We start from the raw sequence: 22,309 nt of genomic DNA on the forward strand, positions 1-22,309 counted from the left end.
GTGCTGACGAGGATCGAGATTGACGGGTTCAAGTCCTTCCGCGGTTTCGCATTGGACGTTCCGCCCTTTCTCGTGATCGTCGGTCGTAATGCCGCCGGCAAGTCGAACTTGTTCGACGCGATCCAGTTCCTCGGCAGGCTGGCCGGGGAGCCGGTGTTGGAGGCCACCCAGCGTATGCGTGGCGATGTTGTCGACCTGTTTCACCGGCACACGGACGAGAGTTCGGTCGACATGATGTCGTTCGCGGTGGAGGTGCTGCTCGATCGGACCGTAACCGATGCGTTCGGCGACACGGCCGAGGTCAACCATTCGCGACTACGCTATGAACTCGCCATCGAGCTGCGATCGACAGGGCAGAGTGGGGTGAAGCGCCCGTACGTCGTGAGCGAGGCGGTGCGCAGACTCAGGCGGGCCGACGACACGTGGATCAAGCGTTTTGACCCGGGCCGACGACTGGCGATCTACAGCGGTAGCGGTACCGACCTCCTCGAAACGGAGCAGGACGAACAGGGCCGACCGGTCTTCAGTATCCGGCAGCAGGGCAATCAGGGCAGAAAGCGGAGACTGCCTGCCACGGCGGCGACGGCGACGGTGCTTTCCAGCCTGACCACCGCCACCGAATTCCCTCTGCTCTACGCCCTGAAGCGAGAGTTGCAGTCATGGCGACTGCTGCATCTGGATCCGAGTGCCCTTCGGGCCCCTGACTCGTACGATGATCCGGATATCCTGGCCGCCAACGGCGCGCACCTGGCGAATGCACTTCGCCGGTTGGTTGATGAGACAGGGGACGAGGAGCGGCCCGACGGGGTGCTGAACGACCTTTCCGCTGATCTGGCGGCCGTGATACCTGGCGTCGTTCGCATCCGGCTCAGCGAGGACGAGGCGCGTCGGCAGCGTCAGGTGGAGGTGGTTACCCGTGGGGAGGCGCCGTTCTCCGCGAGGGTCGCATCCGACGGCACCCTACGGGCGATAGCGCTGCTCGCCGCCCTGTACGACCCGCGTGGCGCGGGACTGATCTGTTTCGAGGAGCCGGAGAACGGCATCTACCCCCAGCGGCTGGCGCAGTTCGTCAGGTATCTTCGGGCCCTGGTCAGCCGTGCGTTGGAGACCAGGGCTGATGGTTCGGCCCTGACTCAGCTTATTCTTAGCAGTCACTCGCCAGCGATCCTGCGGGCGTTGCAGCCAGCGCAGCCCGACACGGGCACCAACGCGGTTTTCATGGACGTGGTGACCCGGGTACGACGTGGCGAGCCGCGTAGTCGGGTCACCCGTTGGCGGGCGATAGGTAGTCGGCAGATGTCGATAGACGACCTACTCGGTAACGCTGAGGTGGTCAGTCCGGCTGAAATTGCTGAGTTCGAGGTCATGGCGGAGCTGGACGTCTGATGCGTTATCTCACCTCCGCATTGGTCTCGGAGGGCGTCACCGACGACCAGTTTCTCCCCAGGCTGCTCGGGCGGGCACTGACAGAGCTGTGCTTGACGGAGTTCGACGACGTGGTCGAGGTGGCGGACGTACAGCCGCTTCGTCGGCGCAAGGGGCCCTGCTCGGTCGAGGAAGTGATCGAGCTGGTCGAGCTGAATGCCAACAGCTTCTCAGTAGTCTTTTTCCATCACGACCAAGGCGCTGCCGCCGAACGGCTGCAGCTCGAATGGCTCGGCCCACTACAGCGGTTGTGGGGCGAACGGGTCGAGCGTCTGGTCGCCGTGGTGCCGATCAGAGAGACGGAGGCGTGGCTCCTCGCGGACGGCGTCGCGCTGCGGACGGCGTTGGGCGTGCGTTGGTCGGATGCTGAAATGGGACTACCCGCTCATCCGAAGGACGTAGAGCGGATCGACGATCCAAAGAGGATACTGAATGGCGTACTACGCAGGGTGAGTCGTTCGATCGATGACCACTACGGACAGCTGGGCGAGTTGGTGTCCCTGGACCGGCTTCAGCTGGTTCCGGCATATCGGCGGTGGTGGTCCGACACCCGGAAGGCTCTGACGGAGCTGGGCTACCGACCTCTCTGAGGCAGCGGGCTACAGGCGGCGGACGGGCCGTCCCACGGCTCTCTGGTTCGCCGAGACCGCCCACTCGCGAATCCGCTGGTCTGAATCTGTCCTGCGGCCTCTGTCCTGCGGCCGCAGCCACCAGGCCGGTCGCATGGGTAGCGACCGACCCGGCAGATGTGAGCAGCCGACGGCGGGACTACGGCTGGAGGAACCAGGGGCTGGTGTACGCGACACCCCAGTCGTTGCACGGGTGACCCGCCGGCCCGGGGCTCGGGTTCGGCTGGGTCGGGTCGGAGACCCGCAACACCACCCAGTGCCCGTCGCTGATGTCCAGCGGCACGGTGAACCGGGTGACCTGCCCGGCCTCCACGTCGACCACCTCGGGGACCTCAGGCGCCCGGCTGCCCGGCCGCAGCACCTGGATCCGCAGCGGCTTGCCGACCCAGTCCGGTCCCCGGTCCAGGTCGAGGGTGAAGGTGACGTCGGCCCGGGAGATCGGCAGCACGTTGCCCATCCGTACGTCGTTCGCGGTGGCGTCGAGGCGCAGCCCGGAGACCCGGGTGGCGAAGAACCGGCGGGCCCGCATCGCGGCGAGCACCTCCTGCCGGGTGTTCTGGGTGACCCAGAGTCCGGTGCGGCCCTTGCCCTCCGGGAAGCCCCAGTTGGTGCCGTGCTCGTCGGAGACGCCGGTGAGCCCGGGCCGCCATCCGGCGTTCAGGCAGGCGACCAGTGGTGAGCTCTGCCCGTCGCCCCAGCCGTCGAAGAGGTAGTCGTCACCCCGGTTGAACATCTCCAGTCCGATCATCGGCTCGCGGGCGCCCGCGACGTAGCCGAAGTTCTCGAAGCGGAGAATCTCCCGTCCCGGGTGGTTGAACCCGGCGACCCCGCCGGAGCTGTTGATCCAGTTGTAGAGGCGGCTCATGCTGGACGCCCCGCCCAGGTCGACGAAGTTGTCGGTGAACCAGACGTTGACGTGTCCGAGTAGCGGGTGTGACCACTCGAAGCCGCGGATCGCGGTGTAGTTGCCGGGATCGTCGGCGGCGTCGGCGAGAGCCCCGGTCCGGTCCCACTCCCGCTGGGACAGTCCCTCGATCGAGAAGAGCGTGCTGTGGTCGGTGAGTGCGGCGACGTCGAGGCCGGCCTCCCGCATCGAGGCGAAGGCCAACTCCGGGTCGCCGTCACCGTCCGACATGGCGGTGTGGTTGTGCAGGTCGGCGTGGACCAGGGTGGTGCCCTGGGTGATCAGCGAGGCCCGTGCGGCACCGGTTCCCGGTGCCTGGCGCGGTCCGAGGGCGGTCGGGGTCGCGCCGGCGTACGCGGTCCCGGGTGCGGCGGCGAGCATGAGCAGCCCGCCGGCGCCCGCGATCAGCGTGCGTCGGTTGGCTCCGTGGTGGGACTCTCCGGTCCCGGCGTGGGTGTGCGTCATGCCGCACAGTGGACCGTCCGTCCGGCAACGGATGGATATCCGTGGTTGGCGAGACGGTTAAGAGTGTCGATCATTTGTCGGGCACGGGTGGCTCCGGACGCCGGGCCGGGACGTCTACGGCTGTGGCTCGGTGACCTGGGCCGGGGTGAGCAGTTCCGCACCGTCGAGGATCAGCGGCGACCACTGCGGCGCCCCGGTCCGCCCGTGCTTCGGGTCGATCGCGGTGAAGACCCGCCCGCCGAGCCGTACCCGGACGTGCCGGGCGGCCCAGTCGACCGTCGCCCGCTGCCGGACCCGGCCGGGGCAACGCCACGTCCGGTCGGCGAACCGGACCGGCTGGGAATGCCCGTGCACCTGACCGAACGGGACGAACCCGCCCCGGGCGTGGTGCTCCAGCCATGGTTCGTGCAGCTCCCAGCCGGCCTCGGCCCAGAACGGCCCGGCGGCCCGGTCGACGACGGACTCCCCACCCCGGAAGATCAGCGGGGTGGGGCGCTGGTTGAGCCGGCGGGCCGCGGCGGCGGCGGTCGCCGGCTCGGCCAACTCCCGCCAACATCCCACGGTGAGCCCGGCGTGGGTGACCAGCAGGTCCTCTCCGTCGGCGCACCGGATCGCCACCGCCACCCGCAGCCAGCCCGCTGCCCACCAGGAGCGGAGCAGGTCGACGTCCGGTTCGGCGAGCTGCTCCGGCCAGAAGCCGGTGCCGCCGGGCAGGTACTGCGCCTCGTGGTTGCCGGCGAGCTGGATCCACCGTTCCGGCTGGTGGTCGAGGTACCAGCGCACGAGGTCGAGCACCGCCGTACTGTCCGGGCCCCGGTCGACGAGGTCTCCGACCTGGACCACGGTCACGTCCGGCGGCAGGTGCCGCCCGTCGGCGTCCGCGCCGAGTGCGCCGAGTGCGTCGCGTAGCTGTCCGGGGTGTCCACCGACGTCGCCGATCACGGCCACCCGTGCCATGCGCGCTCCTCCGCCGGTCCGGTCAGTACATGCCGGCGAGCCTATCCGGCATGCCACGTCCCGGCCACCAGTCACTCCACAGTGCGCCGGACCAGAGCACCCGGACCAGAGCACCCGGACCAGAGCACCCGGACCAGAGCACCCGGGCCAGGATGCCGGGGGCGAAGAGCCCCTGCGGCGAGGTCATCAGGTTCGCCACGCTGAGGAACCGCCGTCCGACCACCGGATGCCGCTCGGCCGCGACGTGCAGCCTGCCGACGTACGCGTTCAGGAAGCTGCTCTTCCGGCTGCGCGGACCCGGCACCGCCGGATACCGCAGGTCGGCGCCGACCGCGATGTCCCACGGCACGTCGATCACCTTCGCCGCCCCGGCGAAGAACCGGCGCGGCAGCCAGAGGGCGGTCGGAGACCCTTTCGGGTTGATCTATGCGTTGGGTCCGCTTGGAGATCGTTCTGCGGGTTCATGGTAGGTGGCGGTATAGGTGATACTCATGGTCGGCGCGGAACTCCGGGGTGAGTGGTCTGTGCGAGGAACACGTCGTGCCGGCGTTCCGCGCCTTTACTGGTTCATCCCCGCTCACAGGGCGATTCCTGCGCGCTTCGGGCATCTTGGACACTACTTTCGGCGATCAGAGCCTTACCCGGAAAGGCTCATTGTCGGAGCCGCTCCTGGCGGCGCCGACGAACTGCGGGATGCGCTGACCCACTGAGCACGGCCCGACCGAGCACGGCCGGCCCGCTACCGTGGGTGCCGACAAACGGGTACGGGGGTTGCCCGTAGCGTCGGGGAGGTTCGATGGCGGCCGGTGCGATTCGCGACGACTGGCGGAAGACGTTCGAAGCCGAGGCCCGGCGACACGGCCTGCCCGGTCGGGAGATCGGCGACGCCCTGGCCGAGGTGCGGACGTACTGCGCGGACACCGGTGACGATCCGGCCGAGGCGTTCGGTGACCCCGCCGAGTACGCCGCCGAGGTCGCCCGGGGCTGGCGGCCGGTCGACGACTCCACCGGCGTACGTCGTCGACTCCGGCAGGCCGCCCTGGTCGGCACCGGCACCCTGGCCGGGGTGATGACGCTGCTCGCCGGGGTCGACGCGCTCACCCGGGACGCCCGGGGTGTGCTCACGCTCGGCCAGGTCGGCTCGATCGTGACCGGGGCGGCCGGGATCGTGCTGGTCACGATGCTGCTGCTGCGTACCGGACGGCGGGCCGGCGGCGGATTCGACTGGCGGTTCGGACTCGCCGCCGCCCTCGGGATCGTGGTGACGACCTCCCCGCAACTGGTCTGGGAGCAGCCGGTGCTGCACGCCCCCGGCTGGCTGTTGGCCAGCGTCGGACTGCTGCTGGTCACGCTCGCCTGGTGGCCGCTGGTCTCCGGCCGGTTGCTCGGCACCGGCCGGGAGTCGGCCGGTGGCGACCGGCTGCGGGGTCTGCTCCGCTGGGGTCTGCCCGCCGCCCTGCTCGGCGTCGTCCTGGTCGCCGTCCTGTTCGGATAGTCCGCTCGCTGCGCCGGCCGAGCCGGGCCCGGTGGCCACCGCCGGCGGGGACGGCGTCCGCCGCCACCGCGTCCGAACCACCGCCACCGCCACCACCACCGTCGGCGACTACTCCGCCCGGAGTACGGCGTGCCCGGGTGGCGTACCCGGGGTGGACGGCCGTCGGTCGATGTCCGCGCTGGTCCCGCCGCCTAGCGTCGTCGCTGTCGGCTCTCCAGGTGAGGAGTGATTGCCATGACCTCGACGACCGGACCCGTCGATGTGGAAACGACCGATGGCGGCGGACCGGGCACGAACCGGAGATTGGGTCGTGTCGACCTGGTCCTGGCCGCGGTGACCGCGGTCGGGGTGCCGGTCGGCACCGTGCTCGGCGGTGGGACGCTCGACTACGAGGGTGTGGTGCCGCTGACCACCTGGCTGGTGCTGCTGCTACTGGTCCGCCGCCGCTGGCCGTTGGCCGCGCTGCTGACCAGTCTGGCGACCATCCTGGCGTTCCGAACCGCCGAACTGACCAGTGTCGGTTGGGTGTGGCCGGCCTCCGCGGCCTTCTACCTGCTGGCGGCCGAGGGGCGGGACCGGCTGCCGCTCCCGGGACGGGGCCCGCAGAACGGGCTGCACTGGGTGGTCGCGGCCGGATCCTTCCAGCTCCTCTTCGCGGTCAACTGGGACTGGACGGTGGTCGGCCTGGACGGGGCACGGGCGTTCGCCCAGGTCGGGGCGGAGGCGCTCTGGCTCGCGCTGCTCGTCGCCGTCGCCCTCGCGTACCGCAACTGGGAACGGTGGCGTGCCGAACTGGCGGCCGGGTTGGCCCGGGCCGAGCACGAGCGGACGCTGGAGGCGGACCGCCGGGCGGTCGAGGAGCGGCTGCGGATCGCCCGGGAGTTGCACGACGTGGTCGCGCACACCCTCACCGTGGTCGGCGTACAGCTCAGGGTGGTCGACGAGGCGTTGGAGGACTCGCCGGACGAGGCCCGGAAGGCACTGCGTACCGCGCAGGAGGTCCGCTCCCGGGCGGTGAACGACCTGGGATCCCTGGTCCGGCTGCTGCGCCGACCGGACGACCGGGCCGGTGCCGACGACGTACCGGCGCCGCAGGCCGACCTGGACGGGCTCGACGACCTGCTGGACCGGACCCGGAGCAGCGGCCTGGCGGTGGTCGTCGACACGGCCGGCGAACCGACCGATGTCCCCGCCCCGGTCGCGCTGGCCGCCTACCGGGTCATCCAGGAGGCGCTGACCAACACGGTGCGGCACGCCGGGGCCAGCCGGGTCACGGTGCGGCTGCGGTACACCGCCGAGGCGTTGACCGTCGAGGTCGTCGACGACGGGACCGGGCCTGGTCCGGCGGCGACGCCGGGGCACGGCCTGCGCGGCATGCGGGAGCGGGTCGCCGCGCTCGGCGGCACCTTCGAGGCCGGAGCGGCGGAGCAGGCCGGAGCGGCGGAGCAGGCCGAGACGGCGAATTACGTCGGAACGGCGGAACCGGGCGGGCCGGCGGAACCGGGCGGGCCGGCGGAACCGGGCGGGCCGGCGGAACCGGGCGGATACCTGGTCCGGGCCACCCTCCCGGTGGCAGAGTTCCGGCCGTGACCGTCACCGTGCTGCTCGCCGACGACCAGGCCCTGGTCCGGGCCGGCTTCCGCAGTCTGCTGCGGCGCAGCCGCGAGATCGAGGTGGTGGGGGAGGCCGGCACCGGCGACGAGGCGGTCCGGGCCGCCCGCGAGCTGCGGCCGGACGTGGTGCTGATGGACATCCGGATGCCGGGTCTGGACGGCCTCGCCGCGACCCGGGCGATCGTCGGCGACCCCGAGCTGTCCGACTGCCGGGTGGTCATCCTCACCACCTTCGAAACCGACGAGTACGTCTTCGCCGCGCTCCGGGCCGGGGCGAGCGGCTTCCTCAGCAAGGAGATCGAGCCCGCCCAGCTCCGGCAGGCGGTCGAGGTCGTCGCGGCCGGGGAGGCGCTGCTGTCGCCGAGTGTCACCCGCCGGGTGATCGCGGAGTTCGCCCACCGGCCGGTGCCGAGGTACGCCGACGCCGACGCCCGACTGTCGGTGCTGACCGAGCGGGAACGGGAGGTGCTCCGGCTGGTCGCCACCGGCCTGTCGAACGAGGAGATCGCCCGCCGGCTGTTCATCAGCCCGTTGACCGCGAAGACGCACGTGTCCCGGACGATCGCCAAGCTCGACGTCCGGGACCGGATCCAGCTGGTGATCCTCGCGTACGAGACGGGCCTGGTCCGTCCCGGCGGGCCGGCGGTGAAACCCGGGCGAGGCGTGGTGGGCTGAGCCATTAGGCTGGGACACGTTCTGTCCGGATGCCACCGGGGGCCGGCTGCCACCCGAGAGCTGGAGTCTTGATGAGCACGACCGTCCTGCCCTCGTACGACGAGGTCGTCGAGCGCTACGCCCCGGTGATCGGCCTGGAGACCCACGTCGAGCTGGGGACCCGGACCAAGATGTTCTGCGGCTGCCCGACCGACTTCGGTGGCGAGCCGAACACCCGGGTCTGTCCGGTCTGTCTCGGCCTGCCGGGCTCGCTGCCGGTCGCGAACCGGGCGGCGATCGAGGCGACGATCCGGATCGGCCTGGCGCTGAACTGCTCGATCGCCACCTGGTGCCGGTTCGCCCGGAAGAACTACTTCTACCCGGACATGCCGAAGAACTTCCAGATCAGCCAGTACGACGAGCCGCTCTGCACCGACGGCTGGCTCGATGTCGAGGTCGACGGCGAGCTGGTCCGGATCGGGATCGAGCGGGTGCACCTGGAGGAGGACACCGGCAAGACCCTGCACGTCGGCGGCGCCACCGGGCGGATCCACGGCGCCACGGAGTCGCTGGTCGACTACAACCGGGCCGGGATCCCGCTGGTCGAGATCGTCACCAAGCCGATCGACGGCACCGGGGCCAAGGCGCCGCTGGTCGCCCGGGCGTACGTCACCGAGCTGCGGGACGTGCTCCGTTCGCTCGGCGTCTCCGACGTACGGATGGAGGAGGGCTCGCTGCGCTGCGACGTGAACACGTCGCTGTCACCGGCCGGCTCGACCGAGTGGGGCACCCGGACCGAGACCAAGAACGTCAACTCGCTGCGGTCGGTGGAGCGGGCGGTCCGCTCGGAGATGCTGCGTCAGGCCGGCGTCCTCGACGCCGGTGGCCGGATCGTCCAGGAGACCCGGCACTTCCACGAGGACACCGGCGACACCACCTCGGGCCGGTCGAAGGAGACGGCGACCGACTACCGCTACTTCCCCGAGCCCGACCTGGTGCCGCTGGCGCCGGACCCGACCTGGGTCGCCGAGCTGAAGGCCGGGCTGCCGGAGTTGCCCCGGGTGCACCGCAAGCGGCTGCAGCAGGAGTGGGGCCTGACCGACCACGACATGCAGTCGGTGGTCAACGCCGGTGCGGTCGAGCTGATCGAGCAGACGGTGGCGGCCGGCACCACCCCGGCCGCGGCCCGGAAGTGGTGGCTGGGTGAGCTGTCCCGGCGGGCCAACGAGACCGGCGTCGAGCTGGCGGCGGTCGGCGCGACCCCGGCGCAGGTCGTCGAGCTGCAGCGGCTGGTCGACGACGGCAAGCTCACCGACAAGCTGGCCCGGACCGTACTCGAGGGGGTCGTCGCGGGCGAGGGCTCGCCGAGCGAGATCATGGCCGCCCGGGGGCTGGAGGTGGTCTCGGACACCGGTGCGCTCACCGCCGCCGTCGACGAGGCGATCGCCGCCAACCCGGACATCGCGGCCAAGGTCCGGGACGGCAAGGTCGCGGCGGCCGGTGCGCTGGTCGGCGCGGTCATGAAGACCACCCGGGGCCAGGCCGACGCCAAGACCGTACGGTCGCTGATCCTGTCCCGCCTCGGCGTCGAGGGCTGACCTGCCCTGTTGTCGACAAGGCCCCTTCCTGCGCTGGATCCCAAGCAGGAGGGGGCCTTGTCTTTCCGGCAGGTCAGCGGGTGGGGGTCGGGGCGGTCGCCGGCGGGGTGACGGTGATCGGCGAGCCGGGGGTGACCGGCCCGCCGGGCCCGGCGGGTGGGGCGGTCGGCGGAGGGCCGGGAGTCGGTGTGCCAGGGGTCGCCGGATCCTCCCGGTTGACCACGTGCCGTTGCAGGTTGACCTGGGCCTCGCCGGTGCCGCCGAGCCGGATGTCGTCGAACGCCTGCAGGGCCCGCTGCTGGTCGAAGTAGAGCACCGACATCGCCAACGGGGTCGGCTGGTCACCCTCCAGGCCGCGTAGCCCGGCGCCGCCGGTGGAACCCTGGATCTGCAACTGGGTTGGAGTCGCGCCCGGCACCTGGGGCAGTTCCCGGATCTCCCGGCTGTGCGTGTGCCCGGCCAGCACCAGCGGTACGACGCCGGAGAGCCCGCCGGCCGAGGCCGGATCGTGCACCATCGCGATGTCGACGGGCTTGCCGAAGGCGCGGATCGTCGCCGCCAACTGGTCGCCCGTTGAGGCCACCTGGTTGACGGTTTCCGGCAGTGCGCCGGAGCCGGCCGGCGAGGTCTCCTTGTCCGGGGTGAACCGGGGGTCGCGGATGCCGGCGATGGTCAGCCCGGCCACCGTCACGATCGAGTTGTCGAGCACGACCGCGTTCGGCTGCCGGTCGACGGCGGCGGCGGTGGTAGCCGAGTCGTGGTTGCCGCGGATGAAGACGTACGGCACCTTGAGCAGGCTGATCGACCCGACGAAGGACGCCTCGGGTTCGCTGCCGAAGTCGGTGATGTCGCCGGTGTCGAGCACCACGTCGATCTTGAACTGTTCGACCACGGTCCGGACGACCTGCCAGGCGGACGGGTTCAGGTGCAGGTCGGAGACGTGCAGCACCCGTACGCTGCCCTGGGTCTGCTCGAAGATGGGCAGGCTGGAGACGGTGGTGTAGAGCTGGCTGACGTTGCCGACCAGCCGTTGGAGCTGCTCGGCGTACCGGCCGTAGTCGTTGGCGATCCGCCGTACGTCACCGACGATCGCCGGGGCGTTGACCAGCAGGCCCTCGTACCGTGGCTCCTCGATCGCGTCGGGCCGGAAGGTGGCCGCCGCGATGCCGAGGCTGCCGCCGGTGATCAGCAGGGCGAGGCTGCCGGCCCAGGCGACCCGGCGGACCCGGCGGAAGACCAGCGCGGCCAGGATCAGCGTGCTGAGTACGGAGACCCCGACGGTCCGGACCCCGACCCGGATCACGCCGTCGGTCACGTCGGCGACCGCGGACTGACTGGCCCGGGTGATGCTGGCCGGGTCGTCGATCAGCGCCTCGGTGCGGCGCTGGTCGAGCGAGCCGAGTTGGACCGACAGGTGTGCCGGGCCGGTGTGGCTGCCGATCTCGAGCGCGCCGAGCGGCGGGATGGTGACGGTGGTGCCCCCGTCGACCGACGGGGTGATCGCCATCTCGGCCCGGAACGGCCCGATGTCGGTCTCCAGACGCCCGCCGAGCAGGACCCCGATGACGATCCCGGCGACGGTGACGGCGAGGACCGACAGCGCGGTGCCGACCCGGCGGGTCGCGGTGGCGCCGATGATCCGCCGCCCGCCGCGTCCGGTCGCCCGCACACCCCGCCGTCCGACGCCGACGACCGACCGGAGCACACGGCGGACCGCCGGAGGCCGGTCGCCTTCGGCGGTCCGGTTGCTATTTCTCCGCCAGTCCATGGTCATCATCACCTGCCCACTTCACGGTCCGCGAAAACCGCCGGGGTTCAGGCCGGCTCAGCTGCGGCCGGCGGTCCCTCCGGAGAAGACCAGCCGGATGATCCGGTCGTCGTCGGCGGTCGGGTCGCCCCGCCCGTCCTGGTTCGAGGTGGAGATCCAGAGCGAGCCGTCGGGGGCGACCACGGCGGTCCGGAGTCGACCGAACTCGCCGGTCAACAGTGACCGGGGCTGCCCGAGCACCCCGCCCGCGGCGGTGAGTTCCACCGTCCAGAGGCGCTCTCCGCGCAGGCAGGCGGCGACCAGCACCCGTTCGACGACCGCCGCTCCGGAACAGGAGGACTCGGCGGTGGGCCAGACGACGAGCGGTTCGGTGAACGTGTCGTCGCCGGCTCCGCCGCCGCTCTCCTGCTGGCCCTCGATCTCGGGCCAGCCGTAGTTCTGCCCCGGACGGATCAGGTTGATCTCGTCCCAGCGGTTCTGTCCGAACTCGGTGGCGTAGAGCCGCTTGTTGGCGTCCCAGGCGATGCCCTGGACGTTGCGGTGCCCGAGCGACCAGACCGGGGAGTTCGGGAACGGGTTGCCCGGTGCCGGCTTGCCGGCCGGGGTGATCCGCAGGATCTTGCCGCCGAGGCTGGTGGTCCGCTGGGCCAGTCCACGTTCGGAGGCGTCGCCGGTGGTGACGTACAGGAAACCGTCCGGACCGAAGGCGAGCCGTCCGCCGTTGTGGATTCCGGAGAGCGGGATGCCGGTGAGGATCGGGGTCGGCTCTCCACCGAGGGTGAGCTTGGCGACCCGGTTGTCCTCGGCGGTGGAGTAGTAGACGAAGACGGTCTTGTCCTTGTCGTAGGCCGGCGACACCGCGATGCCGAGCAGCCCGCCCTCGCCGGCCGCGTCGACCTCGTCGAGGGTCTGCACGGTGGTCACCTTGAGACCGTCCGGGTCGGACTCCGGACCCACCTTCAGGATCTTGGCGCTGTCCCGTTCGGTGACCAGCGCGCCGCCGTCGGGCAGGAACGCGATCCCCCACGGGACCTTGAGACCCTTCGCCAGGACGGTGGCCGCGACCTGCTGTTCGGCACCGGCCGCGGTCGGGGTGACGGACGGGGTGGGGAAGGTCGGTGGTTCGCCGGCCGGATCCGGTTCCGGTTCGCCGAAGGAACAACCGCCGGTGACGAGCACGGCCGCCGCACAGAGCGCGACCGCCGCGCGTCGACGGCTGAATCTGGGGTACGGGCGAGCGCTCACCCGGCCCAGGGTAGTCGGGACCGCCCGCCCGCCGTCGGTACGCACGATCATTTCACCGGTCGTCCCGGTCGGCGCACCGGTCCGTCTGCTCGGCGCACCGGTCCGTCCGGGCAGGGGGTCCGTCCGGTCACCGGTCCGTCCGGGCGTCGGTGGCCCGGTCGACGGTCCCGGGCGGCCCGGGTACGGACCAGGAGCAACCACAACGGCCCGGACGAGTGGTGCCGATGGGAGGAATCGGGCGGGTCGCCGGCCGGACAGCCCGTCCACCCGTGCGAAACTGCCCGGCATGGCGCTCGTGACCCTGCCGCAGTTGCCCGTGGCCGGGCCGACCGCCCCGGCCCGCTGGCGGCCCACCGCCGGTCGGGTCGCCGTCGGGTTCGCCCTACTCGGGATCGGCTACCGGCTGGCCATGCTCCTCGCCGAGGTGCCGCCGAGCAACAGCGACGAGGCGGTCACCGGGCTGGTGGCGGCCCACGTGGCCCAGGGACGCGCGTTTCCGCTCTTCTTCTACGGCCAGTACTACATGGGCGCGCTGGAGTCGTACCTCGCCGCGCCGCTCTTCGCCCTCCTCGACTCCTCGACGTTCCTGCTGCGGCTGCCGAACCTGCTGCTCTACGCCGTCTTCCTGACCCTGATGTGGCGGCTCACCCGCCGGCTCTACACCCCGTGGCTGGCCACGGTCACCGTCGGGCTGCTCGCCCTCGGCTCCGAGCGGATCCTGAAAAACCAGCTCATCGCGGCCGGCGGTTATCCGGAGATGAATCCGGCCGGTGCGCTGCTGGTGCTGCTCGCGGTCAACCTCGGGCTCGGTCTGGTCCGGCGCCGCGGACCGGCGTACGCCGGGTTCGGCCTGGTCGCCGGGCTCACCCTCTGGGACGACTGGCTGGTCCTGCCGTACGTCGCGGTCGCCGGCGGGCTGCTGCTCGTCGTCCGTCGGCGGGACCTGGCCGGTCGGCCCGGGTTCGCCCTCGGCGCCGGACTGCTGGTCGGCCTCGTCCCCATCCTGGTGCACAACCTGACGGCCGCACCCGAACACCGGTCCCTCGCCGTCTACGCCGCGCTGGGTGAGGGGGCGCCGGCCACGTGGTGGGACCGGCTGGGCGGGGCGTTCCTGATCGGATTGCCGATGGGCACCGGAGTCTGCGACCCCGGCCGGTGTCTGCCCTGGCAGCGGTGGTGGGGCGTGGTCTGTCCGCTGCTGCTGGTCGTCGCGGCGGTGCTGGCCTGGCGTGGTCTGCGCCGGGCCGGGCGGCGCACGGATCGGGTCCGGCAGGGTGGCCGACTGGCGCTGCTGGCCGGCGCGGCGCTGACCCTGTCCCTGTACGCGGGCAGCAGCGCCGCCGCGCACACCCCGGTGGAGAGCTCCCGCTACCTCTCCTGCCTGCTGATCTCGACTCCGGCCCTGCTCTGGCCGCTCTGGTCGGCGCTGACCCGGCCCGGTGGCGCCGGCCGGGCGTCCGCCCCCACCCGCCGGCTGCTCCGCCGGGCGGCGGGCGTCCCGCTGGCAGCCCTGGCGGGCAGCATGGCGTTGGCGAGCACCACGCTGATCGGGGCGGCTCCGGGACTGTCCCGGCACGCGGAGCAGCGGCGGGACCTGGTCGGCACGCTCGACCGGCTCGGCGTGTCGCACTTCTACGCCGACTACTGGACCTGCAACACCGTCATCTTCCTGACCCGGGAGCGGATCGTCTGCGGCGTCATCCGGGACGACCTGGACACCGGCTGGGACCGTTATCCGGCGTACCCGGCGCAGGTCGCCCGGGCGGACCGGCCGGCGTTTGTCCTTCCGGTCGGTTCCGCGCTCAGTACGGCGGTCCGGGACCGGCTGCGCGACGGACGGGTGCCGCACGCCGGGCTCACCGTGGCCGGCTACGACATCTACCTGCCGGAGACCCGGGTCGACCTGCCCATCGCCCGACCTCCGGTGCCGGCTGGGTAGCTCTGCCGTGGCCGCCGCCTTGGCCCGACGGCGCGGCGACTATCGTCGGCGGGCGTGAAGGCTTGGATTCCGCACCCGGAGGGCCGGGAACTGCTCGGCGAACTGCCCGACGGCGTCACCGTGGAGATCGCCCCGGCACCCGACGACCTTCCGTCGGATCCGGCCGGCGTGCGGTTCTGGGTGCCGCCGTTCCTCGCCCAGGCGGCGGCGGTGCCGCTCGCCGCGAAGCTGCCGGACCTGCGCGTGGTGCAACTGCTCTCTGCCGGCGCCGACATCTGGGCCGGCCGGGTGCCGGCCGCGGTCACCCTCTGCGACGCGCGGGGCGTCCACGACTCGTCGACGGCGGAGTGGGTGGTCGCGGCGATCCTGGCGCACGTACGCGCCTTCCCGACCTACATCCGTGCCCAGCAGCGGCAGGAGTGGGCGTACGCCCGGACGGTGCCGACCGACGAACTGGCCGGCAAGCGGGTCCTGGTCGTCGGGGCCGGGTCGATCGGGGCGGCGACCGCGGCCCGGCTGACGCCGTTCGAGGTCGAGTTGACCATGGTGGCCCGGACGGCACGTCCCGCCGAGGGCGTGTACGGGGTCGCCGAGCTGCCGAGACTGCTGCCGACCGCCGACGTCGTGGTGCTGATCGTGCCGCTCACCGAGCAGACCCGTGGCCTGGTCGACGCCGCGTTCCTCACCGCGATGCGGGACGGTGCCCTGCTGGTCAACGCCGCCCGGGGGCCGGTGGTCGACACCGACGCGCTGGTCGCCGAGCTCTCCACCGGGCGGATCGCGGCGGCGCTGGACGTGACCGAGCCGGAGCCGCTGCCCACCGGTCACCCGCTCTGGGACCTGCCGAACGTGCTGCTCACCCCGCACGTCGCCGGCTCGGTGCGGGGACTGCTGCCCCGGGCGTACCGGCTCGCCGGCCAGCAGTTGCGCCGGTACGTCGCGGGCGAACCACTGATCAACGAGGTGGTGAACGGCTACTGAGCCGGGCCGCCGAGCACCGGGTGACCGGCTCCGGGCCCGTCGCCTACGGGGCGGCCGGCTCCGGGGCGTCCGGGTCGCCGTCCGGGCGGAGCCGCTGGCCGCTCGCGGCGACCAGATCCGGCAGGTCGGTGGAGCGGACCGCCGGCAGCGCCGTGGTACGCCCGTCGGTGAGCCGGACCACCGCCTGACCGCGCGGGTCGGCGCCCAGCTCGACGATGTCGGACCAGGGGATGGTCCGCTGCCCGACCAGGGCCCGGATCCGTACCCCGGTCGGGTCCGCGTCGGTGCCGGCCCGCCAGGCCCAGAGGCCGATCGCGAGCGGGATCAGCAGCACCGGGGTGAGATACCAGCGGGACGAGGCGAGCGGTACGGCGCCGAGGAACCCGATGGCGGCGGCCACCCAGATCGCCTGGTTGTGCCGGAACCGGAGACTGCTGGTCCTGTTCACCCCGCGATTTTCGCACCTGGGCCGGTCGACCCGACACGAGGCTCCACCGCTCGGTCCTTTCCCACCGGCGCCAGGTGCGCAAAGATCAGGGACGCGCGTCGGTGGGAAACCCCCTACCAGCCCGTAACCACGCCCCCGACCGATCGTTGGGGGTTGATAGGAATTGTTTGGCCGGTTCACCCGACCAGACTCGCTGTGCCGCACCACGCCCCGTGCCCCCCTCTGCGAAGGCAGCCGCCATGTCCGTGGCGCAACCCCCGGACGGTCGAGCCCGCCGGCTCGCCGTCTGGATCATCGAGACCGGTGCTCCGCTGTTCGCGGTGAATATGCTGCTGATCGCCCACTTCGGCGCCCTGCCGCCGTACCTGGCGGTCGGCGGCGCGGTCGGCGTGGTCGCCGCGCTGGCCGCCGGCCGACTGGTCCGGCTCGCCGTCCGGCTGCACCGTACCCAGCGCGGTTTCGGGCCGTGCCGGGGCGCCGGTTTCCTCGGCTTCGGCGTACTCGCCAGCGGGATCAGTGCGGTCGTGCTGATGCTGTCGCCGGCCGAGGCCCGGGACGCGGTGGCACTCGCCGGGCTCGCCGTGGCCCTCCTCCTCTACCTGCTCGGCATGCTGATGCTGCCCGGCGCCGCCAGCACCGTGCCGGTACGACTGCGGCGCGCCTTCGACGGGCTGAGCCTCGGCATCAGCCTGGCCTTCTCCGCCTGGGTGATCCCGCCGGCCGGCGGGTTGCCGCCACTGGCGCTGGTCGCCGCCCTGCTCGCCGTCGTCGGTCTGCCGATCATCACGATCACCACGCTGCGCGCGTACGAGCACCGCCGCTCCGCCGCCCTCTGCGGGCTCGGTGCCGGGTCGGCGGTGGTCGGCCTCGCGTTGGTCGCCGTGCTCACCGACTACAACGCCGCGCCGACGGCTGTGCCGCTGGTCGCGATCCCGCTGGTCGCCGGCCCGGCACTGATCGCCGCCGGGGCCCGCCGGGCGAACCCGGTCGCCCAGCCGCCCGCCGGGCCGACCGAGCCGCAGACCACGCTCACCGCGTACCCGTTGTTGACCATTCCGGCGATCCTGGCCACCCTCTCGGCCCTCTACCACCTGGTCACCGTCGGCCACTTCGACAGCACCTCGATCCTGCTCGGGCTGGCGATCATCCCGACCGTGGTGGTCCGCGAGGTGCTGGTGATGCTCGACATCCGGCGTTACGCCCGCCGGCTGGCCGGCCAGGAGGCACACTTCCGGTCGTTGGTCTCCGGGGCCAACGACCTGACCCTGATCGTCGGGGAGGATCTGCTGATCCGCTGGCAGTCCCCGGCCGCGGCCCGGCTCTTCGGGCTCGCCGACGCCGAGGTGGTGGGGCGGCTCTTCCCGGACCTGATGCATCCGGACGACGCGCCGGACGTCACCGCGGTGCTCACCGGGGTCATCGCCGGTCGGCAGGTGCCCGATCGTCCGCAGCTGGTCACCGCACGGCTGCGGGACGGGCACGGCGTCTGGCGGGACACCGAGTCGACGATCAGCGACCAGCGCGGGGTGCCCGAGGTGGCGGCGCTGGTGGTGCACGTACGGGACGTCAGCGAACGGCAGCGGCTGGAACGGACCCTGCACGAACTCGCCTTCACCGACCAGCTGACCGGGCTGGCCAACCGCCGGGAGCTGACCCGGACCATCGTCACGCAGCGGGCGGTGCCGGGTCACGCCGGTGCCCTGCTCGTGGTCGACCTGCACGGGATGGCGGGGATCAACGAGGCGCACGGCCGGCAGTTCGGCGACGCCGTACTGGCCGAGGTCGGTCGTCGGCTCAAGACCGGGGTCGGCACCGACGACGTGGTGGCCCGGCTCGGCGGCGACGAGTTCGCCGTACTGACCGTGGACCGTCCGGTGCTGGCGTACGCGATGGGGACCCGGCTGCTGACCGCGTTGACCGAGCCGTACCAGATGCCGGGCGCCCTGGTGTATCTCGGGACCAGCATCGGGCTCGCCGACCTGACCGGCGGGGACAGCGTCGACGACGTGCTGCGCCGGGCGGATCTGGCCCGGCTGCGGGCCCGGCAGCTCGGCCGCAACCGGGTCGAGTGGTACGACGACCAGCTGGAGGAGCAGTTCACCCGGCGGCTGGACCTGGAGCGGGAACTGCCCGGGGCGGCGCAGCGGGGCGAGCTGGACCTGGTCTACCAGCCGGTGCTCGACCTCGACGACCAGCAGCCGGTGGGGATCGAGGCGTTGCTGCGGTGGCGCAGCCCGGCGCTCGGCACCGTGTTGCCGGCCGAACTGTTGACCGTGGCCGAGGACCTGATGCTCGTGGAGGAGTTGGGCCGGTGGGTGCTGGACACCGCCTGCCGGCAGCTCGCCGCCTGGTCACACCGGTCCCGGCCGATCTGGATGGCGATCAACGTCTCGGCGCGGGAGCTGGCCTCCCCGGACTTCGTGGGCCGGGTGACGGCGGCGCTGGCCGAGCACCGGGTGGCGCCGGAGCGGCTGGTGTTGGAGATCGCCGAGCCTCGCGGCAGTGTCGAGATCCCGGCGGCGGTGACCCAGCTCGCGGCGCTGCGGACGGTCGGGGTGCGGACCGCGTTGGACGACTTCGGCACCGGTCCGGCGTCGTTGGCCCAGCTCCGCCGGCTGCCGGTCGACTTCCTCAAGGTCGACCGGACGCTGGTGATCGACCGGGGCAGCCGGGACGGGGAGAGCAAGCCGTTCATCGACGTGGTGGTGAGCCTGGGCCGGCGGTTCGGCCTGGAGATCATCGCGGAGGGGCTGGAGTCGCCGACCCAGGTCAGCCAGGCCCGGGCCGCCGGCTGCCGGTTCGGCCAGGGGTACGCGCTGTCCCGGCCGGCGCCGGCCGAACGGGTGGAGGCGTTCCTGGAGGAGTTCCCGAGCGCGTCCCGTTGACCGCAACGCCCGATCGACCAGGTTCCCGATTGTGGGAAACCGGGGCTGTGGTGCATGTCGCCGAAACGGTGAGACGAAGCCGAAACAGTGTCACATATGCGTTTTCAGCTGATGCTGGCTGCACGCACCCAATCCTCGGATGGAGGTCGATTGTGGCACAACATGGATCAAATTCGGCGGAAGCAAGCTGGACGGCTGACCGCCCACCGGAAGGCCCGCTCAAGTCGGGCGACCACGTGCGGCGAAGAGCCAGACCGGGGCGCCGGGTCTGGCGTGCGGCCCTCGGTATCGGGCTCGGTGTCCTTGCCGTACTCACCCTGTCCGGCTCGGCCGGTGGCGCGATTATGGGGGGCGATGCCCGGCGAACGGACTTCTACCAGAATCCGAGCAGGTGGGAGTTGAAGGCGACGCCGGTCGGTGGAGTGTTCGCCGTCGAGCCGATGCCAGTGACCGAGGTTGTTCGGGAGGCCAGCTCCCAGGCATGGCGGATCATGTATCGCTCGGACGGAGTCCATGGGACACCCATCGCGGTAACGGGCTACCTGGTGGTTCCACGCGGTGCACGCCCCGAGGGCGGGTGGCCGATCATCGCATGGGGGCACGGGACGACCGGCGTCGGGCCGGACTGTGCACCCTCGCGGCAGCCGGAGTTGGGCGGATACGACAGCATCATCGCGCGCTTCCTGCGGGACGGGTACGCGGTTGTCGCAACCGACTACGCGGGGCTCGGCCTTCCCGGACAACTGCACAACTTCCTTCAAAAGTACACACTTGCCCGTTCTATGATCGATAGCGTCCTGGCCGCGCGTAACGTGTCGTCGGAAGTGGGACGGCAGTGGTTCGCGGCGGGCCACTCGGAAGACGGACTTCCCGCTCTCGGCGCAGGTGAGATCGCGACGCGGCGGGCACCGCAACTACAATTCCAGGGCGTCGTCCCGGTGGCTATCGGCGGTGGCAGCTCGCCAGCCTGGATCGACGCCATGCTGATCGCCCGAAGTGAGTCATGCCCGCGCTGCCATCATCGCTGATCTCGTCCCTGTCCTGTGCACCGGCTCTGACCGTTGTCGAAACCGCCGGTGGGCTACCCGAAGCACTCGCTGGTCTGCCTGATCCACGCGCCAGGCGAGGCGTCCGGCACCGGCTGACGGTCGTGGTCACCGCGGAACGTGTCAAGGGATTGAGGCCAGCGGGAGTTAAGCGGCTTGTGGCGCGGGCTCTGCTTCCTGGTCGGGCTTGTTGATCCAGACCTGTTCGGGCAGATCGAGGATCTTGGGTAGGAGTCGGGTGGTGCTGAACCGTTCCGGGTGGGCCGCCCGTGCGGTGGCCAGGGTGTCCTCGCGGCCGGCGCGGACGCGGTGATGCCGGCCGTGGTGGACCTCGGCGGGGGTGTGCAGGCCGATCCCGGAGTGGCGGTGGCAGTGGTTGTACCAGGTCACGAAGTCGGTCATGAACGCCCGCGCGTCGGCGAGGGACGCGAACCGGTCCGGGAACACCGGCGCGTACTTCAACGTCTTGAACCAGGCCTCGCTGTACGGGTTGTCGTTGGACACCTTCGCCCGGGAGTGTGAGCGGGTCACGGCCAGGTCTTCGAGCAGGTCAGCGACGGATTTCGAGGTCATCGAGGTGCCCCGGTCGGCGTGGACCACGTGCGGAACGCCGTGGGTGTCGAACACCTCGCGGATCATCGACTCCGCGAGGGGACCGGACTCGCGGGCGTGTACCCGTACTCCGACGATGTACCGGGAGTAGATGTCGATCATGACGTAGGCGTCGTAGTAGACGCCTTTGACCGGGCCGGCAAGTTTCGTGATATCCCAGCTGTAAACCTGCCGCGGCCCGTCGGCGACCAGTTCGGGACGCTGGCGGGGCCGATGCCGGGCCAGCCGACGCCGCTCACGCACCTGCCGATGCTCGCCCAGGATCCGGTACATCGTGGCGATCGACCCGACATACACGCCCTGATCCAACAGGGCCGCATAGACCTGTGCCGGGGCGGCGTCGACGAACTCCGGGCTGTTCAGCACGTGCAGGACCCGGTCGCGTTCGGCCGGGCTCAGCGCGTTGGCCGGCCGCCGGCGGGCAGGTCGTGCCGGTGTCGGCCGCAGCAGGTCCCGGCCGGCGCTGGCCCGGGCGATCCCGGTCAGCCGGGCCGCCTCCCGCGTCGTGGTCCCCGCACCCGTCAACGCGTGGTAGGCGTCCATCAGCGCCTGCCGAGCCCGAACACGTCCGGATCGTCCGGCTCGCTCCTGGAAATCTCTTCCAAGAGCTCGCGCGCTTTTCCCATGATCGTCAACGCCGTTTCCGTGCGCGCCAGCTTCGCCTGCGTACGCTCCAACTCCCGCCGCAACCGGGCGATCTCGGCCTGCTCCGGGCTGGGCCGCCCCACCGTCTCCCCAGCCGGCTTGCCCTGCAACAGCCCGCCGTCACGGGCCCGACGCCACTCCGACATCAACGACGAGTACAAGCCCTCCCGCCGCAGGAACGCCCCGCCCTCACCCGCCGCGACGGCCTGCTCATACCGGGCCAACAGGTCCAGCTTCTGCCCCGGTGTGAACGACCGACGTGCCCGCGGCCCGTCCGAACGCGGCCCCTTCTTGCGACTCATGACCCCATCCTGGGTCACCACGACATCAACAGCAGTACTCAACGCATCTCGATCCTGAACTCGCCCTGCCAGACGGACTTGCTATGAACCGTTGGCCTCAACTCACCCTGACAGACAGGGCCGCAGCGGTGTGTGCGGTGGTCGCCGGCTACCGCTCGTACGCCGCGATCGCCGAATGGGTCGCCGACGTGCCGGCCACGACGGCTCTCGCCCTGGGCATGACTGCCGACCGGCGCCCATCGGAGGCGATGATCCGTCGGCTGTTGCAGGCCGTGGACCCGCAGCTATTGACCGCGGCGATCAGTGTCTGGCTCGCCGGCCGGGCGATCGCCGTCGACGGCAAGACCCTGCGCGGCTCCCGCACCACCGACACCGTTGCCCGGCACGTGATGACCGCCTGCGACCAGGCTACCGGTGTGGTCCTGGCCAGCATCGACGTCGACGGCAAGACCAACGAGATCACCCGGTTCGCACCGCTGCTCGACCAGATCAGCGACCTGCGCGACACCGTAGTCACCGCCGACGCCCTGTACTGCCAACGCGAGCACGTCACCTACCTCGCGCGGCGCGGGGCCTACTGGATCCTGACCGTCAAAGGCAACCAGCCCCACCTACACGCGGAGCCGTAAGGGGTCACCAGAATCTGCATGACGATGGCAAAAATCGACGCCGTGTAGAATTGGAGGTGAGGGAACAAC

Annotated in this window: 18 protein-coding genes; 11 read left to right on the forward strand and 7 right to left on the reverse strand. The window is 71.4% G+C overall.

Features of this window, described 5'->3' with window-relative positions; translation table 11 throughout:
- Together ABGB05_RS18570 and ABGB05_RS18575 are read left to right on the forward strand one after the other, a co-directional pair.
- On the forward strand, window positions 1-1,386 hold the full coding sequence (locus tag ABGB05_RS18570) for an AAA family ATPase (RefSeq protein WP_347654679.1): 1,386 nt from the start codon (window positions 1-3) through the stop codon (window positions 1,384-1,386).
- Window positions 1,386-2,015, forward strand: coding sequence for a DUF4276 family protein (locus ABGB05_RS18575; protein ID WP_347654680.1), 630 nt, complete (start codon window positions 1,386-1,388; stop codon window positions 2,013-2,015). Before ABGB05_RS18570 ends, ABGB05_RS18575 begins: the two co-directional genes overlap by 1 nt.
- 178 nt (window positions 2,016-2,193) lie before the next feature.
- Here the strand turns inward: ABGB05_RS18575 and ABGB05_RS18580 are convergent, their stop codons facing one another.
- The 3 genes from ABGB05_RS18580 to ABGB05_RS18590 all read right to left on the reverse strand — a co-directional run bounded on the left by ABGB05_RS18580 (window position 2,194) and on the right by ABGB05_RS18590 (window position 4,729).
- Window positions 2,194-3,423 carry a CehA/McbA family metallohydrolase gene (locus ABGB05_RS18580; protein WP_347654681.1) on the reverse strand — a complete coding sequence of 410 codons (1,230 nt, stop codon included), beginning with the start codon at window positions 3,421-3,423 and terminating at the stop codon, window positions 2,194-2,196.
- A 114-nt stretch (window positions 3,424-3,537) separates the two neighbouring features.
- Window positions 3,538-4,380, reverse strand: coding sequence for a metallophosphoesterase (locus ABGB05_RS18585; RefSeq protein ID WP_347654682.1), 843 nt, complete (start codon window positions 4,378-4,380; stop codon window positions 3,538-3,540).
- Between the two features lie 22 nt (window positions 4,381-4,402).
- Window positions 4,403-4,729 (reverse strand): hypothetical protein, encoded by a 327-nt coding sequence (locus ABGB05_RS18590; RefSeq protein ID WP_347654683.1) that lies wholly within the window; start codon window positions 4,727-4,729, stop codon window positions 4,403-4,405.
- Between the two features lie 447 nt (window positions 4,730-5,176).
- Between ABGB05_RS18590 and ABGB05_RS18595 the strand changes: the two genes are divergently transcribed.
- The 4 genes from ABGB05_RS18595 to gatB all read left to right on the forward strand — a co-directional run bounded on the left by ABGB05_RS18595 (window position 5,177) and on the right by gatB (window position 9,740).
- Window positions 5,177-5,875: a hypothetical protein gene (locus tag ABGB05_RS18595; RefSeq protein WP_347654684.1), complete on the forward strand. Its 699-nt coding sequence runs from the start codon at window positions 5,177-5,179 to the stop codon at window positions 5,873-5,875.
- Window positions 5,876-6,178: 303 nt separating this feature from the next.
- Window positions 6,179-7,465: a sensor histidine kinase gene (locus tag ABGB05_RS18600; RefSeq protein WP_347654685.1), complete on the forward strand. Its 1,287-nt coding sequence runs from the start codon at window positions 6,179-6,181 to the stop codon at window positions 7,463-7,465.
- A complete protein-coding gene (locus tag ABGB05_RS18605) occupies window positions 7,462-8,163 on the forward strand; it encodes a response regulator transcription factor (protein ID WP_347654686.1) in 702 nt (233 codons plus the stop codon). Before ABGB05_RS18600 ends, ABGB05_RS18605 begins: the two co-directional genes overlap by 4 nt.
- Before the next feature lie 71 nt (window positions 8,164-8,234).
- Complete coding sequence (gatB, locus tag ABGB05_RS18610; RefSeq protein WP_347654687.1) at window positions 8,235-9,740, forward strand: Asp-tRNA(Asn)/Glu-tRNA(Gln) amidotransferase subunit GatB; 1,506 nt, start codon at window positions 8,235-8,237, stop codon at window positions 9,738-9,740.
- Between the two features lie 73 nt (window positions 9,741-9,813).
- On the opposite strand, the gene ABGB05_RS18615 is transcribed toward gatB, so the two are convergent.
- Window positions 9,814-11,508, reverse strand: a complete 1,695-nt coding sequence (locus tag ABGB05_RS18615) for a metallophosphoesterase (RefSeq protein WP_347654707.1) — start codon at window positions 11,506-11,508, stop codon at window positions 9,814-9,816.
- Window positions 11,509-11,565: 57 nt separating this feature from the next.
- Window positions 11,566-12,753 (reverse strand): PQQ-dependent sugar dehydrogenase, encoded by a 1,188-nt coding sequence (locus ABGB05_RS18620; protein ID WP_347654688.1) that lies wholly within the window; start codon window positions 12,751-12,753, stop codon window positions 11,566-11,568.
- Between the two features lie 286 nt (window positions 12,754-13,039).
- Here ABGB05_RS18620 and ABGB05_RS18625 point away from each other — a divergent pair, with 286 nt between their 5' ends.
- A complete protein-coding gene (locus ABGB05_RS18625) occupies window positions 13,040-14,692 on the forward strand; it encodes a hypothetical protein (protein WP_347654689.1) in 1,653 nt (550 codons plus the stop codon).
- A 54-nt stretch (window positions 14,693-14,746) separates the two neighbouring features.
- Window positions 14,747-15,673: a 2-hydroxyacid dehydrogenase gene (locus ABGB05_RS18630; RefSeq protein WP_347654690.1), complete on the forward strand. Its 927-nt coding sequence runs from the start codon at window positions 14,747-14,749 to the stop codon at window positions 15,671-15,673.
- A gap of 43 nt (window positions 15,674-15,716) precedes the next feature.
- Here ABGB05_RS18630 and ABGB05_RS18635 read toward each other — a convergent pair whose 3' ends face one another.
- Window positions 15,717-16,121 (reverse strand): PH domain-containing protein, encoded by a 405-nt coding sequence (locus tag ABGB05_RS18635; protein WP_347654691.1) that lies wholly within the window; start codon window positions 16,119-16,121, stop codon window positions 15,717-15,719.
- Window positions 16,122-16,360: 239 nt separating this feature from the next.
- Between ABGB05_RS18635 and ABGB05_RS18640 the strand changes: the two genes are divergently transcribed.
- Both ABGB05_RS18640 and ABGB05_RS18645 read left to right on the forward strand, forming a co-directional pair.
- Window positions 16,361-19,006 carry an EAL domain-containing protein gene (locus ABGB05_RS18640; protein ID WP_347654692.1) on the forward strand — a complete coding sequence of 882 codons (2,646 nt, stop codon included), beginning with the start codon at window positions 16,361-16,363 and terminating at the stop codon, window positions 19,004-19,006.
- 398 nt (window positions 19,007-19,404) lie between these two features.
- Window positions 19,405-20,034 carry a lipase family protein gene (locus tag ABGB05_RS18645; protein WP_347654693.1) on the forward strand — a complete coding sequence of 210 codons (630 nt, stop codon included), beginning with the start codon at window positions 19,405-19,407 and terminating at the stop codon, window positions 20,032-20,034.
- A 165-nt stretch (window positions 20,035-20,199) separates the two neighbouring features.
- Here ABGB05_RS18645 and ABGB05_RS18650 read toward each other — a convergent pair.
- Window positions 20,200-21,611 (reverse strand): IS3 family transposase gene (locus ABGB05_RS18650; protein WP_347654694.1). Its coding sequence is split into 2 segments (ribosomal slippage): window positions 20,200-21,260 and window positions 21,260-21,611, totalling 1,413 coding nucleotides; the frame shifts between segments, so codons are not numbered across the junction.
- Between the two features lie 83 nt (window positions 21,612-21,694).
- Between ABGB05_RS18650 and ABGB05_RS18655 the strand changes: the two genes are divergently transcribed.
- Window positions 21,695-22,240 (forward strand): ISAs1 family transposase, encoded by a 546-nt coding sequence (locus ABGB05_RS18655; RefSeq protein WP_347654695.1) that lies wholly within the window; start codon window positions 21,695-21,697, stop codon window positions 22,238-22,240.
- The last annotated feature ends 69 nt before the right edge of the window (window positions 22,241-22,309 follow it).

Origin of the sequence: Plantactinospora sp. B5E13, assembly GCF_039871775.1 — a bacterium.
Lineage (GTDB): Bacteria > Actinomycetota > Actinomycetes > Mycobacteriales > Micromonosporaceae > Plantactinospora.